The following is a 16,973-nucleotide window of genomic DNA, read 5'->3' as shown; positions in this document are numbered from 1 at the left end:
TTCCTAGAGCAAAAGATAAACTTCCTAGTGTGCCAGCACACGTCGTCAGTTTCCTATTTGCTTACGGAATTCTATACGCCCTTTGTATCTTAAATGAGGAGGTAAGTTTTGGACTGGTCCATTGTTCAACAATATTTGCCCTTTTATCAGAAGGCATTCTTTTTAACCTTACATATTGCCGTTCTGGGGATTCTTGGTTCCTTCCTTTTGGGCTTGGTGGTGAGTGTTATTCGTCATTACCGAGTGCCGATTTTGAGTCAGCTTTCGACGGCTTATATTGAGTTATCTCGTAATACGCCGCTCTTGATTCAGCTCTTCTTTCTCTACTTTGGCTTGCCTCGTATAGGTTTGGTTCTATCGTCAGAGGCTTGTGCTGTGGTAGGTTTGATTTTCTTGGGTGGTTCCTATATGGCGGAGTCCTTCCGAAGTGGTCTAGAGGCTGTTAGTCAGACCCAGCATGAAGTGGGTTTGTCTATTGGTTTGACGCCATTCCAAGTCTTTCGCTATGTGGTCCTTCCTCAGGCAGTGGCTGTGGCGCTTCCGTCATTTAGTGCTAACGTCATCTTCCTTATCAAGGAAACGTCAGTATTCTCAGCGGTAGCCTTGGCGGATTTGATGTATGTGGCCAAGGATTTGATTGGTCTTTACTACGAAACCGATGTGGCTCTAGGCATGTTGGTGGTGGCTTATCTCTTGATGTTGCTGCCGATTTCTCTAGTCTTTAGTTGGATTGAAAGGAGGTTACGCTATGCAGGATTCGGGCTTTCAGGTTCTTCTTCAGGGGAATAATTTCCTACGTATCTTACAAGGTTTAGGCGTAACTATTGGAATTTCCATTGTCTCAGTTCTTCTGTCCCTTTTACTAGGAACCCTTTTTGGGATTGTCATGACTTCGAAGTCTAAGATTGTTCGTTTCTTGTCACGTATTTATCTGGAATTTATTCGTATCATGCCCCAGTTGGTCTTGCTCTTTATTGTTTATTTTGGTCTGGCTAGGAATTTTAACATCAACATCTCAGGCGAACTATCGGCTATTATCGTCTTTACCCTTTGGGGAACGGCTGAGATGGGTGATTTGGTGCGTGGATCAATTACATCGCTACCTAAACACCAGTTTGAGAGCGGAAGGGCCCTTGGCTTGACCAATGGGCAACTCTATACCTATGTGATTATTCCACAGGTCTTGCGTCGCTTGTTGCCTCAGGCTATTAACCTGGTGACACGTATGATTAAAACCACGTCCTTGGTGGTTTTGATTGGCGTGGTTGAGGTGACCAAGGTTGGTCAGCAGATTATCGACAGTAACCGCCTGACTATTCCAACAGCTTCTTTCTGGATTTATGGCACGATTTTGATTCTTTATTTTGCCATTTGTTACCCAGTATCTAAGCTGTCTACTTATCTTGAAAATCGTTGGAGGAATTAAGATGACAGAAAGCATTTTACAAATCAAGGATTTGAGAAAGTCCTTTGGGGACAATGAGATTCTCAAAGGCATCTCCTTGGATGTTAAACAAGGTGAAGTCGTTGTTATCCTGGGTTCCTCAGGTTGTGGGAAATCGACCTTGCTACGTTGCATCAATGGCTTGGAGACCATTCAAGGAGGCGATATTCTCCTGGATGGCAAGTCTATCACTGGCAGTAAGAAGGATTTCCACTTGATTCGTCAGAAAATCGGAATGGTCTTTCAAAGTTATGACCTCTTTCCACACTTGGACATCCTGCAAAATCTGATTTTGGGGCCGGTCAAAGCTCAAGGACGTAACAAGGAAGAAGTCATTGCGGAGGCTGAGAAACTTTTGGACCGTGTGGGACTTCTGGACAAGAAGCATAGCTTCGCACGACAACTGTCAGGAGGTCAAAAGCAGCGTGTGGCTATTGTCCGTTCCCTGCTTATGCATCCTGAAGTTATCCTCTTTGACGAGGTGACAGCTTCGCTTGACCCTGAGATGGTTCGTGAAGTTCTGGAATTGATTAATGACCTCGCTCAAGAAGGGCGTACCATGTTGATTGTCACCCATGAGCTTCAGTTTGCGCGTGCCATCGCTGACCGTATTATCTTTATGGATAAGGGAGTCATCGCTGAGGAAGGGACTGCTGAAGAATTCTTCAATCATCCGAAGACACAACGGGCTCAAGAGTTCCTCAATGTCTTTGATTTTAGTCAGTTTGGTGCCTATTTGTAACCCATTGTTTTTAATAAAAAATATAATATTTTAGGAGATATTTATGAAATTAACAAAGAAAATTTTTGCCCTATTAGCCCTCGTCTTTGCCTTGGTGGCAGTGACTGCTTGCTCAAGTAACAGTAGCTCTGGTAAATCAACAGCCAAAGCACGTACTATTGAAGAAATTAAGAAGAGTGGTGAACTCCGTATCGCCGTTTTTGCGGACAAGAAACCTTTCGGTTATGTAGATAACAAGGGTGCTTACCAAGGTTACGATATTGAACTTGGTAACCGTTTGGCTAAAGACTTGGGTGTTAAACCTAAATACGTCTCAGTAGATGCGGCCAACCGTGCAGAATTCTTGATTTCAAACAAGGTAGATATTACGCTTGCCAACTTCACAGTAACTGATGAACGTAAGAAACAAGTGGACTTCGCTCTTCCTTATATGAAAGTCTCAATCGGTGTGGTATCACCTAAAGATAAGGTCATTAAGGACGTTAAAGAGCTTGAAGGTAAGACTTTGATTGTTACTAAGGGGACAACTGCTGAAACTTACTTTGAAAAGAACTACCCAAATATCAAATTGCAAAAGTATGACCAATATAGCGATGCTTACCAAGCCCTCCTTGATGGTCGTGGTGATGCCTTCTCAACTGATAATACAGAAGTTCTTGCTTGGGCTCTAGAAAATAAAGGCTACGAAGTTGGAATCACATCACTTGGTAACCCAGATACTATTGCCCCAGCCGTTCAAAAAGGTAACAAAGAACTCCTTGACTTTATCAATAAAGACATTAAGAAACTTGGCGAAGAGAATTTCTTCCACAAAGATTATGAAAAAACACTTCACCCAACTTACGGTGATGCAGCTAAAGCTGATGATCTCGTGGTTGAAGGTGGCGAAGTGAAATAAGACTAATTCCTCTCTAAGGGGAAGTCTTGCTTAACAAGAATAAAACAACCACTCCTGCTTCTAGCTGAGCTAGATATAAGCAGGAGTGGTTGTTTTGTTTTAGGGTGATTTTTTTCTCACCTTTTTGCTTTTTATGTTTCTCCACCCAATGACAATAATTGACAAGAAAGCGGTTTCCACCATTCCCCAAAAAAGAAAAGAGTCAATATAATCAAAAAAAGTTTTGCGTTCACCATAGACCGAGGTAGAGCCATCTTTCCAAGTAATGATTTTGTCCCTATCATCAATCCTTTTGTAGGACTCATCATTATAAGTCAAATAATGATCCTTCCGTACATACATATTCAAATAGTTATAGCCGTGCTTTGTGGGAAGGTCTGAAAACAGACTTTCCTTGGCGTAAACTTCAATGTAAATGGTTCCATCTTTAAGACCTTTAGTTTTCTGAGTTCGAGCATTTTTGATAAGGAGTTTTCCATCTTGTACAATCTCCCAATCGTACTTACGACTTCTTCCTCCTTCGTTATAGGAAATAGCAAGCTTGTGGTTTTCAGACTGCCATAGCCCGTAGATACTATTTTCACTGATACCATCATAAAAGAATCTAATATAGATGTTGACTATAGGTACCATGATTAGAAAACAAATACTCAAAATCTTGACTAAACGGTCTTTGAATTTACCCCAACGTGCTCGCCATCCAGTTTTGTACTTTTGTGTTCTTCGATATTCATTTTGTGAATGGTCACTTATATTAATTTTCTGTCGGTCAGCGTATTTTCTCTTTAGTTGATGCCTCATTTAGCCTATTTTTCCTTTTTAGATTTCTTTTTATTCTCCAATCGACAAAAATGACATACAAAATCATAGAACCAATAATTCCAAATACGATATAAGGTTTCAGACGATCAAACAAGGTTATTCGTTGACCATAAAGGGATTTTGAACCATCATTCCAGGTAATGCTCTTGTTTTCATCATCAATCCGTTTGTAGGATTCGCCATCATAGGTCAAATAATTGTCTTTACGGACATACATATTTAAATAGTTGTAGCCGTTCTTTGTGGGAAGGTCTGAAAACAGACTTTCCTTGGCATAAACTTCAATGTAGAGGGTGCCATCCTCTAAGCGTTTAATATCATCAACGCGTGCATCTTTAATGAGGACATTTCCATCTTGAACAATGTCCCAATCACGCTTACTTCCCTTTGAACCTTCTTCATATGATATGGCAATCTTATGATTTTCAGATTGCCACAGACCGTAGATACCATCTTTAGAAACCCCATCGTCAAAGAAAATCATATAAACGATGAAAATCGGTATCATGAGTAGGAAACATATCCCAAAAATGTTGGCTAAACGGTCTGTAAATTTATCCCAGCGTGCTCGCCATCCGGTTTTACGTTTTTGTTCTTTTCGATATGCTTTTTGTGAATGATACTTTCGATTGAGTTTCTTTCGGTCAGCGTATTTTCTTTTTGATTGGTGTCTCACTTAGTTTTTCTCTCCTCTTTTGCCGAGCCTCTGTAATGATAAGAACTGAGCAAATCCCCATAAGTATCAAATAGAGGGCTTCAAAAACCTCATCTATAGTGGTTTTTCGTTCACCATAAGGGCTGGTAGAACCATCTTTCCAAGTGATGGACTTGTTTCCAGAATTGATACGCTTGTAGGACTCACCGTCATAGGTAAGATAATTGTTTTTGCGAAGATAGAAATCCATATAGCTGAAGCCGTCCTTGGTGGGTAGGTCTGTCAGGTAGCCTTCCACAGTGTAGAGCTCCATGTGAAGAGTTCCGTCATTAAGCCGTTTGACTGGGTGAGTTCTAGCAGCATAGATAATATACTTACCATCCTGTACGACTTGCCAGTCAATATTTCCTCGTTTCCGAATATGCTTATAGGAAATCGCTAACTTATGATGATCAGACTGCCAGAGACCATATATGTTATCTTCATTGACTGTATAATGATCATAATAATAAAAACCACCATACAGCAGTGCCAGTAGCACTAAAATAATCAATTCGGCTGTTGGCTCTAGTGGGATTATCTTTCTCCAATTAAGGTGCCATCCTTTAGGTTCTTCGATACTTTGACAGGCGCTATTTATATTTTCCTCTCCTTTAGAGAGGTTGATTAATTTTTTCTTTGTCATGCCTAATCCTTTCATCAACCATTGTAACAAATTCGTCTTCCAAGCAAAAGCTAGCCTGATTTGTGATATAATTGGGAGTGATTGTAGGCAAGAAAATCTTATTTCTTGCCAGACTTGTAAAAATAAAACAGAGGATTTTAAGATGAAACTGACACTCCATGAAATTGCCAAGGTTGTTGGCGCTAAAAATGATGTCACAGCCTATGAAGATGTTGCCATTAACCAAATTGAGTTTGATAGCCGTAAGATTACAGCGGGTGACCTCTTTTTACCACTAAAAGGTGCGCGTGACGGGCACGATTTTATCCAAACAGCCTTTGACAATGGTGCTCTAGCGACATTCACAGAAAAAGAATTACCGGCCGATCAAGCCCACATCCTAGTTGATGACGCTCTTGAAGCCTTCCAAAAACTAGCTGCCTACTATCTTGAAAAGACTGAGGTTGATGTTATTGCTGTGACTGGTTCTAATGGTAAGACAACAACCAAGGACATGATTCATGATATCTTGGCAACAACCTATCGTACTTACAAAACTCAAGGAAATTACAACAACGAGATTGGTCTTCCTTATACAGCCCTCCACATGCCTGATGATACAGAGAAAATCGTCCTTGAGATGGGACAAGACCACATGGGAGACATTCACCTCTTGTCAACCTTGGCGAAGCCAAAAACAGCCGTTGTTACCTTAATCGGAGAGGCTCATTTGGAATTCTTCGGTAGCCGTGACAAGATTGCCCAAGGTAAAATGCAAATGCAAGACGGTATGCCTGAAGGTAGCCTCTTGCTTGTGCCAAGTGATCCAATCGTAGATCCTTTCTTGCCAAGCAATCTTGAAGTGGTACGCTTTGGGGATGGTGCAGAGCTTACAGTCTCTGACTTGACAGAATTCAAGGACCACCTCACCTTCTCAACTAACTTCCTAGATGGACAAGTTACCTTGCCAGTCACTGGAAAATACAATGCCACAAATGCCATGGTTGCTGCCTATGTCGCAAAACACTTGGGTGTAACTGAGGAAAATATCCTCTCAGCTCTTGCTAACTTGCAACTCACAAAAAATCGTACCGAATGGAAAAAAGCAGCTAATGGTGCTGATATTCTTTCCGACGTCTACAATGCTAATCCAACAGCCATGAAGCTCATTTTGGAGACCTTCTCAGCCATTCCTAAGAATGAAGGAGGCAAGAAAATTGCTGTCCTAGCTGATATGAAAGAACTCGGTGAACAGTCTGTTCAACTTCACACACAGATGATTCTAAGTCTGACACCAGATGCTATTGATACGGTGATTTTCTACGGTGAAGACATTGCAGAATTATCACAACTTGCTAGTCAAATGTTCCCTCTTGGTCATGTTTATTATTTCAAGAAAACAGCTGACGAAGACCAATTTGACGCTATGGTCAAACAAATCAAAGAAAGCCTAGGCGAGCACGATCAAATCTTGCTTAAGGGCTCTAACTCTATGAACCTAGCCAAGGTCGTGGAAGAACTCCAAGCTAAGAATTAAGTTCTCTAACCTGCTCTCCAAGCAGGTTTTTGCTTTACCCTGAAATTTGATATAATAGCAGGCATAGTAATTTCAGCAGGAGAAGAGAATGAAGGAATTTTTGACAACCACCCAAACTCATCCACCCCAGATACCTTTGCCCTATTATTTGCTTATGCTTTTGTCAATGGTACTTCTGAGTTACTTGAGCTGGCGTTGGTATAAGAATAATATGTGGCGTTGGACCTTTCTCATTATCCAAGCCATTCAACTCTTTGCCCTATACACTTGGTACCTCTGGCAGGGCTTTCCTCTTTATATTAGTCTCCCCCTTTACCATTGCCGCATGGCAATGTTTGCTGTTCTCCTCTTGAAAAATAGTAAGATAAAGAGCTATTTTGCTATTATGGGAGTTGTCGGGACTTACTGTGCATTGATTTATCCAGTATTTGATCCCTATGAGTTTCCTCATATCACAGGCTTTTCTTTCCTAATTGGCCACTATGCCCTACTGGTCAATAGCCTGAATGTCATTTTTAATAGTTATAAAACTCATCCCATCAGCCAGTGGCTGATTGTGGTGGCTACCTTATTATTGAATCTAGCTTTGGTAATAGTTAATCAGACTATCGGTGGAAACTACGGCATGCTTAAACACACGCCATTTATTATGGGAACTCCCTTATTTGTCAAATATCTTGCCGTTTCAGGAGCTCTGATTATTCTCATGATAATCATGAAAAAAGGTCTGGAGCATTTTGAAGACAAATATTAAATAAATGAAGAAACACGCTATCAGAAAGTTGATAGCGTGTTTTTTCATTTTATTTGTTTTATTCTAACACAAAACGCTTTCAGAATTGCTTTCACACTGTAATTTGGATATAATAAAAGAGCTGTGCCTGCGAGAATTATCGCAAGCCTCGACAACAAATGTAGCTTTCAAAAGACAGAAATTTTCTGAAAGAAGTGCTACAACGATCTTGCTTTTCGTTCTGGTAAAAAACCTATTGCTATTAGTAGCTCTGGGACATGGAGTTTCTGAGATTTACAAAGAAGCTGCTGACATCCATACCACTAAGGAAAAGTAACAAAAAGATTATTTTCAAAGAAGAAAGAAAACTATGAGTATCCAAGACGAAATCAAAAAACGCCGTACTTTTGCCATCATCTCTCACCCCGATGCTGGTAAAACAACAATCACTGAACAATTGCTTTACTTTGGGGGTGAAATCCGTGAAGCTGGTACTGTAAAAGGTAAGAAAACTGGAAACTTTGCTAAATCAGACTGGATGGATATTGAGAAACAACGTGGTATCTCAGTAACCTCATCTGTGATGCAGTTTGACTATGCCGGCAAACGTGTCAATATCCTAGATACCCCAGGGCACGAGGACTTCTCAGAAGATACCTACCGTACCCTTATGGCGGTTGACGCTGCCGTCATGGTCGTTGACTCAGCCAAAGGTATTGAGGCCCAAACCAAAAAACTTTTCGAAGTTGTCAAACACCGTGGGATTCCTGTCTTCACCTTCATGAATAAATTGGACCGTGATGGACGTGAGCCACTTGACCTCTTGGAAGAGTTGGAAGAAGTGCTTGGTATTGCTAGCTACCCAATGAACTGGCCTATCGGTATGGGTAAAGCCTTCGAAGGACTTTATGACCTCTATAATGAACGCTTGGAGCTCTATAAAGGTGACGAGCGCTTTGCCAAGATTGAAGATGGTGATACTCTTTTTGCCAACAACCCATTCTATGAGCAAGCTAAAGAAGATATTGAACTCTTGACAGAAGCGGGTAATGAATTCTCTGAGGAAGCGATTTTAGCTGGTGAACTGACACCGGTCTTCTTCGGTTCTGCCCTTACTAACTTTGGGGTTCAAACCTTCCTCGATACCTTCCTTAAATTTGCGCCAGAACCACATGGCCACAAGACAGTTGATGGTGATGAGATTGATCCTCTTAACAAGGATTTCTCTGGTTTTGTTTTCAAAATCCAAGCCAACATGGACCCACGTCACCGTGACCGTATTGCCTTTGTTCGTATCGTGTCTGGTGAATTCGAGCGTGGTATGAGTGTTAACCTAACCCGTACTGGTAAAGGAGCTAAGCTCTCTAACGTCACTCAGTTCATGGCCGAATCTCGTGAAAATGTCGAAAATGCCGTGGCTGGAGATATTATCGGGGTTTACGATACAGGAACTTACCAGGTTGGTGATACCCTTACTGTAGGTAAAAACAAATTTGAATTTGAGCCACTACCAACCTTTACGCCAGAGTTGTTCATGAAAGTTTCTGCTAAAAACGTCATGAAACAGAAGTCCTTCCACAAAGGAATTGAACAATTGGTGCAAGAAGGAGCTATCCAGCTCTACACCAACTACCAAACAGGCGAATATATGCTTGGTGCCGTTGGTCAACTTCAGTTTGAAGTCTTCAAACATCGTATGGAAAATGAATACAATGCTGAAGTTGTTATGACACCAATGGGTAAAAAGACTGTGCGTTGGATCCAACCTGAGGACCTTGATGAACGCATGTCATCAAGCCGAAATATCTTGGCTAAAGACCGCTTTGACCAACCAGTATTTCTCTTTGAAAATGACTTTGCCCTCCGTTGGTTTGCGGATAAATATCCAGATGTAACATTGGAAGAGAAGATGTAATACGGCACAAAAGATGACGATTTTAAATCGTTCATCTTTTGACGCTAGCCACTATCTTGTGGCTAGCTAGCCGTCTCACTAACTACGCCACGTCTCTAAAACAACACAAAATATAGGACTATCTAATCAGATAGTCCTATATTTTTATAAACCTAATAGTTATCAAGTATACCTATGATTAATTACTTTAGATAATTACGATTATGATAAATCAAGCCAGCTTCTAAAAGTATACAAATTGTTGATAGCCAGAAACTTGTTGTAATTCCAAATTTTTCAGTAATAGAACTCATCAGAAAGACGAAAACTGAAAAAGCAAGGGTTGAAATGACTTCAAATACAGAATAAACATGTACTAACTGATTTTCATCGACAGTTTCCTGAAGAAAGACACTTTCAGGTACTTCTTTTAACTGAGAAAAGAAGCCGATTAAACTGGAGAAAATTAAAAATGTTTGTGTATTTGAGAAAAAGAGGATACTGGCTGTGATGGTCGCCATTGCTAAGAGTGAAAAGAGAATACTTTTCCACTTATGCGCTAAAAACTTTTCGGATAGTTTGTAGACAATTATTCCACCTAAAATGATACCAAGGGAATAGGCTGTATTTGAGTAGCCCCAGTAACTTTCAGTTTGTTTTAACACCTCGGTTACAAAAACAAGGATTACAGACGATACCCAGATTGTATTGGAGAAGTCCTCTAATAAATTTGCTTGAACAAATAACTTTAATTTAGGATTTTTTGCAACTAACTTCCATCCTTTTACTAGAGTATCAATATTTGTCTCCGCTTCTAACTGCTCTATTTTAGCCTGAGGAAGAAAGAGCATCACAAAAGTGGAGAGGAGATAAAGGAGTAAGACTATCAACAGTGTGGGAAAAAGACCAAGCGAAGTATATAAGAGACCGCCTAGTCCCCAACCAATCAATTGTACTCCCTCACCACTCATTGATAAGGCAGCATTTGCCTTTCCCAAATTTGTGGCATATCTAGGAATCATGGCATAAGATACGGGCGACGCAAAGCCATCTAAGATAGAAATAGCGACAACAAAGATATACATTCCTAAGGCTGGAACAAATTGAGCCTTAATGAGCATTACAAGGAGTATTGCTAATAAAAAAGTCTTTCCACATTGAGTGAATGAAAGCACTCTATTTAAGGCTAGTTTTTTAGTTACTAATGGCACCAGAAGGCTTGCCACGAAAGCTGACAATCCGATTAGAATCGGAACCATTGAGGTTGCAATAACGGATTTTGTAATGACGTAGATATTTGCAATGAGAGATACCCTGAGAAAAATGTCAGCTAAGTTAGCAAATAACTGAGAGATAAGTAATTTCAGAAAGGATTTAGACATATCGTTTCTCCATATTGGTTACCAAATCTGGAAATGAAATTGGATTCACATATTTTTTAAACAAAATAATTTTACAAGAATAATAATCTTATTTAATAATTTCCCATATATGCTTGCTAACTATTTTCCTCTATCAATTTTTTCAAATGTGCTTCATAAGTCTTTGCAATATGCTCGCTCCCTGCCAATTTCATGGCACCAATACATTTCTTCATTTCGATAATAGACTGATTGCTTCCTTCTTTTTTATATTGATAATAATTTTGTGCATATTGAAAAACCAATCGTTCATAGATTTCAGTCTCGATAAAAAAGCATTGGTTTAATTGTTTTTCGAAATACAGTGCATCAATGAGCTCTCCTCTTTCTATACATGTAATATAAACATTTAATAACATGGTTGATATCATGCGTCGATTATTAGGAATCTCTTTGTAAAAATCAGACCTTCTAGACATCTCCTTTGCCAAAACCATAAGAGTCTCATGGTTCAACACATCTAAGGTATTTGCAAAAATTAATAATTCATAATAACCCCAGTACTCAACACTAAATAGATAATCGGTTAAATCGGTTAGGTCCTGCTGTGTATAATAGCTTTCTCCCGATAAATCCTGCAAGCGAATTTTTAATAAAATAGTATTAATGTGATGAAATTTTTCTCGTTTATGTTCTGATTTTAGTTGGGAATTAAGTAGTTTCTTTAATCCATTAATATCATGAGTTGATACAAAAAACTGAATCTTTGCTAATAGTTCATTCAGTTCATCACGATGAAAATCATGGACAGCATACATGAATTCGTCAATAGGCATATTAATCTCGTCCAATATCAACATAAACTTTGTAATGGTTAAGTCTGTCTGACCTTTTTCAAAACGAGACAGTTGAGATGTCGAGATACCAGCTTTTGCGACATCTTTTAATCGTATCCCTCTTGATTCGCGAAATTTTTTAAAAATTTCTCCAAATTTTTGCATGGGAAACCTCCAGTTTGCATATATGGGAACATATATCTTTTTGTATCTTAACATAAAAAATAGTAAAACAAAAGTGAGGTTATTACTGTGAATAGGCAATAATTGCTGTTTTTTATATAAACAAGAAAAACCATAGGACTGCCACTTAAGACTGTCCTATGGTTTCTTTTATTTTTCCGTATTGAGTAACCTGCCTAGGAATCGTTGTAGGGCGAAGAAAACGATGAGGCTGGCCAATGTTTCTCCAAGGAAGGATGAGCTATTGACAATAAATGAATAGAGAAAAGGGCTTTGTCCTTTAGGGGCATAGCTTCCCCAAAAGATGACACCGGCTATAAAGTGAATGAGGTAACGAGCAAAACTACCAAGCAGAATCCCCTCAGTAATCACCATCAGAGACTTGACTCTATTGCCTTGTTTAATGGCTTTATCAAGGGCTGGTTTGACCACACCACTGATACCAATCAGACTAAAGGCGACAAAATATTCCAGAAAACCTTGTGTTAAGGTTAGCCAACCACCGGCTGCCTGTCCTGTCACCACTTGAAGTAGTCCCCAGATAAGACCGCCCATAGCACCAGCTTTTAAGCCCCAGCGAAAACTGAGGAGAAAGATAGGTACCATCTTAAAGGAAAGGGAAATCCAAGGGCCTAGTGACATGGGCTGGGTAACTAGGTCCAGGATATAAGCAATGGTTGCAAAAAGGGCAACCTCAATCATTGGTCGAATATTCGTTTTCGACATAAAAAAACCTCCTATACCAATCGTCTTGATTGGCTGTTTTTTGCCACATCAAAACGACGTCATAGAAGTTCCTCTATTTCAATCTATTTTGAGACACATCCCTACGCAGGTCCTAACCTGATCAGGTGGTAAGAGTTTAGGCAGGTCTTGACGAAAAAATCAAGCTAGCCATTCTCAGCAATTGCTCCTCTTGTGACTCTTTAATTGTACTACTAGAAACCCATTTCTGCAAGTGTCTGAAATCCTAAAATTGTGGTATAGTTAAAGCAAGGATTATCTTTACAATAAAAAAGGAGAAACAACTATGGGACTTTTTTCAGGACTGCTTGGTAACGCATCTAAAAAAGATAATGATAAAGTTGAGCGCCAATTGGAGGGCATCTTAATTCCAGGTGAACAAGTGGAGTTAGCCTATGTCCTTGTTCGTGACTTGATTGTCTTTACAGAGAAGCGCTTGATTTTAGTCGATAAGCAAGGTGTTACAGGGAAGAAGACTTCCTACAAGTCTATCCCTTATCACTCGATTTCTCGTTTTACTGTAGAAAGTTCAGGGCACTTTGACCTAGATGCTGAACTTAAGATTTGGATTTCATCAGCATTGGAGCCCGCAGAGGTCCTTCAATTTAAGAGTGATAATAATGTCTTTGAAATTCAACAAGCTTTGGCAGCAGCAGTGCTAAAGTAATGAGGAAGAAAAATGTTTATTGAAAAAGAACTGGGTTATAAGCGTCACTGGATTAATATTGACTCAGATATTATTTCTGAGCAGTCCTACCTTTATACCAAGTATGATATTGATCAGGAAACCATAGAGTATGCCTTGGATAAAAATGAACGAGCCCACATGGACTACAACCGTGAGAATGGGACAATTACCTTTATCTATAATGTCCTGGCTCTTGAGAAGGACAAGGAATACTATGAAACCATTCCTCTGACCTTTATTGTACAAGATACGCGTTTGGTGACCATTAGTAACGAGGATAATGCTTATGTGATTAACAAAATGCAAGACTATGTGGATAACCATGAGGATTTGTCCATTTATAAATTGCTCTTTGCAGGACTTGAGATGATTTCAAATGCCTACTATCCCGTCATTGAACGTTTGGATCAGCAAAAAGATGAGGTTAGTCGACGTCTAAGGCAGACTACGACAAGTAAGAATCTTTACGACCTTTCAGATTTGGAAACAGGCATGGTCTATTTGGTGGCTGCCGCTACACAAAACCGTCTCCTTTTGGAGCACATCAAGGGACACGCCATTTATCGTCGTCTCAACGAGGTCGAAAAAGAACAGTTTGATGATGCTATGATTGAAGCTAGACAGTTAGTAGCCATGACGGACCTCATTTCTAAGGTCTTACAGCAACTATCAGGTTCTTATAATAATATCCTAAACAATAATCTGAACAACAACTTGAGTAATTTGACTATTATTGAGGTACTCTTGGGAGTGCTCGCCGTCATTACCGGTTTCTTTGGGATGAATGTTCCTTTACCGTTTATGACTGTCAGTCCGGCCTGGATTTTCATCATTATCGGTAGTGTAATTCTTTGTTTGGTCTTGGCCCGCTACCTACGTTGGTTGGTCCATAAATAATAATTAGTGAGTGAAACCGTCTTCTTAAATTGGAGGCGGTTTTAAAACGTTATTTTCTGTCTTTTTATTTCTAAATATGATAGACTAGATGAGTTGTTAAAATAAACGACTATTAAATACAGGTAGTTAATCTACTACACAACCAAGTCTCATAAGGTGGCTTCGCACCGCCTTCAAATAGAAAGAAGAATACTTTGAAATTTACAGATTTAAACCTATCAGAAGACATCCAATCAGCTGTTGTAGCTGTTGGTTTTGAAAAACCATCACCTATCCAAGAGTTGACAATTCCACTCGCTCTTGAAGGTAAGGATGTTATCGGTCAGGCCCAAACTGGTACTGGTAAAACAGCTGCCTTTGGTTTGCCTACCCTAGATAAAATTCGTACAGAAGAAAATACAATCCAAGCCCTTGTTATTGCCCCAACACGTGAGTTGGCAGTGCAATCTCAAGAAGAGCTTTTCCGTTTTGGTCGTGACAAAGGCGTTAAAGTTCGCTCAGTTTACGGTGGTTCTAGCATTGAAAAACAAATCAAGGCCCTCCGTTCAGGTGCCCACATCGTTGTAGGGACACCAGGTCGTCTCCTTGACCTTATCAAACGTAAGGCTCTTAAACTCAATAACATTGAGACTTTGATTTTGGATGAAGCGGATGAAATGCTTAACATGGGCTTCCTTGAAGACATTGAAGCTATCATTAGCCGAGTACCAGAAGAACGTCAAACTCTCCTTTTCTCAGCAACTATGCCTGATGCCATCAAACGTATTGGTGTGCAGTTCATGAAAGACCCTGAGCATGTGAAAATCAAGGCTAAAGAATTGACCAATGTTAACGTTGACCAATACTTTATCCGAGTGAAGGAACAAGAGAAGTTTGATACCATGACTCGCCTTATGGACGTTGACCAACCAGAATTGTCAATTGTCTTTGGTCGTACCAAACGTCGTGTGGATGAGTTGACACGTGGTTTGAAACTTCGTGGTTTCCGTGCAGAAGGTATCCACGGTGACCTTGACCAAAACAAGCGTCTTCGTGTTATCCGTGACTTCAAGAACGACCAAATCGATATCTTGGTTGCGACAGACGTTGCAGCGCGTGGTCTTGACATTTCAGGTGTCACTCACGTCTACAACTACGATATTCCACAAGATCCAGAAAGCTACGTTCACCGTATTGGACGTACAGGACGTGCAGGCCAATCAGGTCAATCTATTACTTTCGTAGCACCAAACGAAATGGGTTACTTGGGAATCATCGAAAATTTGACCAAGAAACGCATGAAAGGCCTTAAGCCACCAACAGCTCAAGAAGCCTTCCAAGCTAAGAAGAAAGTTGCCCTTAAGAAGATCGAACGTGACTTTGCGGATGAAGCTATCCGTTCTAACTTTGACAAGTTCAAGGGTGATGCGGTTAAATTGGCTCAAGAATTCACTCCTGAAGAATTGGCACTTTACATCTTGAGCTTGACCGTTCAAGACCCAGAGACAATGCCAGAAGTGGAAATTGCACGTGAAAAACCATTGCCATTCAAACCATCAGGTGGTGGCTTTGGTGGTAAAGGCGGCAAAGGTGGCCGTGGCAACCGTGGTCGCGATAACAACCGTCGTGGTGGATACCGTGGCGACCGTAACCGCGATGACCGAGATGGTGGCCGTCGTGACTTCAAACGCAAGTCTAAGAAGAATAGCCGTGACTTCGAAAACCGTGGCAACAAACGCCCACACCGTACCTCAAGTGAAAAGAAAAACGGCTTTGTTATCCGTAACAAGGGTGATAAATAATGAAAACGCTCTATGAAAATAGAGCGTTTTTCAATTAATATCAAAAAAACACACGGTTATTTTTCCGTGTGTTCTTTGATATAAGCTAGTTTTTTCTCTCGGCTTTTTTTCTTAAAGAGTGTTTCGGCGCTCATGGCTTCTGGTTTGCTGGCGAAGGCTTCTGTGTAGAGGAGTTTAACTGGTAGGCGGGCTCTGGTGTACTTGGCGCCTTTGCCTGAGTTATGGGTTTTGAGGCGGCGTTCGACGTCTGTGGTATAGCCTGTATAGAGGGTGCCATCGGCACACTCAACCACATACATGTAGGCCTTGCTATCCTTTTCTATCATCGTTTAGGACTCACCCTCAGTCTTTTTTCCAAAGTAAATCTCAAAGATTTCGTCGGTATAGTCACCATTTTCCTTGTGAACAAAGAGAGGTGGAAGGATTTTCAAGCCATCTGTCGAACCGTCTTTAATGGCTTCAATCAGGAGCATGTTAGCCTCACGTCCCATTTTAGGATAGATAAACTGGATGCGTTTAGGCGCTAGATTATACTGGCGCATAGTATCGATGATATCCAAAAAGCGGTCAGGACGATGCACCATGGCAATACGTCCGTTAGATTTGAGGGCATGACGAGCGACCTGGCAAATTTCTTCTAGATTGGTCGTGATTTCGTGACGGGCTAAGAGGTAGTGCTCGGACAGATTCTTCTTGGATGTTTCTGTCGCCTTAAAGTAGGGAGGGTTACAGAGAATAAGGTCCACCTGAGATCGTGGGGCATGGTCAAGCAAATTTTTCAGGTCGTCATTGACAACGGTCACCTGGTCCTCTAGTTGGTTGAGAGTGACGGAACGTTTGGCCATGTCAGCCAGGCGTTCTTGTAGTTCAACCAAGGTAATTGGTGCCTCAGTGCGTGTACTAGCAAAGAGGCCAACGGCACCATTTCCCGAACAGAGGTCGACGATTAACCCCTTCTTTGGAATTTTTGGGAATCGCGAGAGGAGGACACTGTCGATAGAATAGCTGAAGACCTCCTTATTTTGAATGATTTTTACATCTGTGGAGAAGAGTTGGTCAATGCGTTCTCCATCTTTTAAAATTGGATTTGTCAT

Annotated in this window: 18 protein-coding genes and 1 riboswitch; of the genes, 10 read left to right on the top strand and 8 right to left on the bottom strand. The window is 40.5% G+C overall.

Features of this window, described 5'->3' with window-relative positions; translation table 11 throughout:
- Positions 1-108: 108 nt before the first annotated feature.
- From ADH51_RS00730 to ADH51_RS00715, 4 genes are read left to right on the top strand one after another with little or no spacing between them, the layout of a single operon-like run.
- Complete coding sequence (locus tag ADH51_RS00730; RefSeq protein ID WP_002884251.1) at positions 109-789, top strand: amino acid ABC transporter permease; 681 nt, start codon at positions 109-111, stop codon at positions 787-789.
- Positions 749-1,426 carry an amino acid ABC transporter permease gene (locus ADH51_RS00725; RefSeq protein ID WP_014632732.1) on the top strand — a complete coding sequence of 226 codons (678 nt, stop codon included), beginning with the start codon at positions 749-751 and terminating at the stop codon, positions 1,424-1,426. The genes ADH51_RS00730 and ADH51_RS00725 overlap by 41 nt, the downstream gene beginning before the upstream one ends.
- A gap of 1 nt (position 1,427) precedes the next feature.
- A complete protein-coding gene (locus tag ADH51_RS00720; RefSeq protein ID WP_014632733.1) occupies positions 1,428-2,186 on the top strand; it encodes an amino acid ABC transporter ATP-binding protein in 759 nt (252 codons plus the stop codon).
- A 43-nt stretch (positions 2,187-2,229) separates the two neighbouring features.
- Complete coding sequence (locus tag ADH51_RS00715; protein ID WP_002891583.1) at positions 2,230-3,084, top strand: cysteine ABC transporter substrate-binding protein; 855 nt, start codon at positions 2,230-2,232, stop codon at positions 3,082-3,084.
- A 99-nt stretch (positions 3,085-3,183) separates the two neighbouring features.
- On the opposite strand, the gene ADH51_RS00710 is transcribed toward ADH51_RS00715, so the two are convergent.
- The 3 genes from ADH51_RS00710 to ADH51_RS00700 are packed head-to-tail and all read right to left on the bottom strand — an operon-like array spanning position 3,184 to position 5,246.
- Positions 3,184-3,885, bottom strand: coding sequence for a hypothetical protein (locus ADH51_RS00710; RefSeq protein WP_048673843.1), 702 nt, complete (start codon positions 3,883-3,885; stop codon positions 3,184-3,186).
- Positions 3,854-4,582, bottom strand: coding sequence for a hypothetical protein (locus tag ADH51_RS00705; protein ID WP_048673841.1), 729 nt, complete (start codon positions 4,580-4,582; stop codon positions 3,854-3,856). Before ADH51_RS00705 ends, ADH51_RS00710 begins: the two co-directional genes overlap by 32 nt.
- Positions 4,551-5,246: a hypothetical protein gene (locus ADH51_RS00700; protein WP_239682161.1), complete on the bottom strand. Its 696-nt coding sequence runs from the start codon at positions 5,244-5,246 to the stop codon at positions 4,551-4,553. The genes ADH51_RS00705 and ADH51_RS00700 overlap by 32 nt, the downstream gene beginning before the upstream one ends.
- Before the next feature lie 142 nt (positions 5,247-5,388).
- Between ADH51_RS00700 and ADH51_RS00695 the strand changes: the two genes are divergently transcribed.
- The 3 genes from ADH51_RS00695 (at position 5,389) to ADH51_RS00685 (ending at position 9,410) form a co-directional block, all read left to right on the top strand.
- The gene (locus ADH51_RS00695) at positions 5,389-6,762 is read left to right on the top strand and encodes a UDP-N-acetylmuramoyl-tripeptide--D-alanyl-D-alanine ligase (protein WP_048673839.1); all 1,374 of its coding nucleotides are present in this window, start codon (positions 5,389-5,391) and stop codon (positions 6,760-6,762) included.
- Between the two features lie 88 nt (positions 6,763-6,850).
- Positions 6,851-7,516 (top strand): TIGR02206 family membrane protein, encoded by a 666-nt coding sequence (locus ADH51_RS00690; RefSeq protein ID WP_048673838.1) that lies wholly within the window; start codon positions 6,851-6,853, stop codon positions 7,514-7,516.
- 349 nt (positions 7,517-7,865) lie between these two features.
- On the top strand, positions 7,866-9,410 hold the full coding sequence (locus tag ADH51_RS00685; RefSeq protein ID WP_002884210.1) for a peptide chain release factor 3: 1,545 nt from the start codon (positions 7,866-7,868) through the stop codon (positions 9,408-9,410).
- A gap of 182 nt (positions 9,411-9,592) precedes the next feature.
- Here ADH51_RS00685 and ADH51_RS00680 read toward each other — a convergent pair whose 3' ends face one another.
- The 3 genes from ADH51_RS00680 to thiT all read right to left on the bottom strand — a co-directional run bounded on the left by ADH51_RS00680 (position 9,593) and on the right by thiT (position 12,495).
- Complete coding sequence (locus tag ADH51_RS00680; protein WP_048673836.1) at positions 9,593-10,771, bottom strand: ryptide export MFS transporter; 1,179 nt, start codon at positions 10,769-10,771, stop codon at positions 9,593-9,595.
- Positions 10,772-10,887: 116 nt separating this feature from the next.
- On the bottom strand, positions 10,888-11,751 hold the full coding sequence (locus ADH51_RS00675; protein WP_048673834.1) for a helix-turn-helix domain-containing protein: 864 nt from the start codon (positions 11,749-11,751) through the stop codon (positions 10,888-10,890).
- A 168-nt stretch (positions 11,752-11,919) separates the two neighbouring features.
- Positions 11,920-12,495, bottom strand: a complete 576-nt coding sequence (thiT, locus tag ADH51_RS00670; RefSeq protein WP_048673832.1) for an energy-coupled thiamine transporter ThiT — start codon at positions 12,493-12,495, stop codon at positions 11,920-11,922.
- 81 nt (positions 12,496-12,576) lie between these two features.
- Positions 12,577-12,696: riboswitch (TPP riboswitch) on the bottom strand.
- A gap of 103 nt (positions 12,697-12,799) precedes the next feature.
- Here thiT and ADH51_RS00665 point away from each other — a divergent pair.
- The 3 genes from ADH51_RS00665 (at position 12,800) to ADH51_RS00655 (ending at position 15,879) form a co-directional block, all read left to right on the top strand.
- Entirely contained in the window at positions 12,800-13,180 is a 381-nt protein-coding gene (locus ADH51_RS00665; protein ID WP_013991039.1) for a PH domain-containing protein, read from the top strand.
- 12 nt (positions 13,181-13,192) lie between these two features.
- Positions 13,193-14,098 carry a magnesium transporter CorA family protein gene (locus tag ADH51_RS00660; RefSeq protein ID WP_048673829.1) on the top strand — a complete coding sequence of 302 codons (906 nt, stop codon included), beginning with the start codon at positions 13,193-13,195 and terminating at the stop codon, positions 14,096-14,098.
- A 194-nt stretch (positions 14,099-14,292) separates the two neighbouring features.
- Entirely contained in the window at positions 14,293-15,879 is a 1,587-nt protein-coding gene (locus ADH51_RS00655) for a DEAD/DEAH box helicase (RefSeq protein WP_048673827.1), read from the top strand.
- 56 nt (positions 15,880-15,935) lie between these two features.
- On the opposite strand, the gene ADH51_RS00650 is transcribed toward ADH51_RS00655, so the two are convergent.
- A complete protein-coding gene (locus tag ADH51_RS00650) occupies positions 15,936-16,205 on the bottom strand; it encodes a GIY-YIG nuclease family protein (protein ID WP_037599203.1) in 270 nt (89 codons plus the stop codon).
- Between the two features lie 3 nt (positions 16,206-16,208).
- Entirely contained in the window at positions 16,209-16,973 is a 765-nt protein-coding gene (locus ADH51_RS00645) for a tRNA1(Val) (adenine(37)-N6)-methyltransferase (protein WP_037599202.1), read from the bottom strand.

Origin of the sequence: Streptococcus sp. 449_SSPC (genome assembly GCF_001073005.1) — a bacterium.
In the GTDB taxonomy this organism is placed as follows: Bacteria; Bacillota; Bacilli; order Lactobacillales; family Streptococcaceae; genus Streptococcus; species Streptococcus salivarius_F.
The sequence above is the reverse complement of the archived record's forward strand: the minus strand, read 5'-3'. Positions and strand labels throughout refer to the sequence as shown.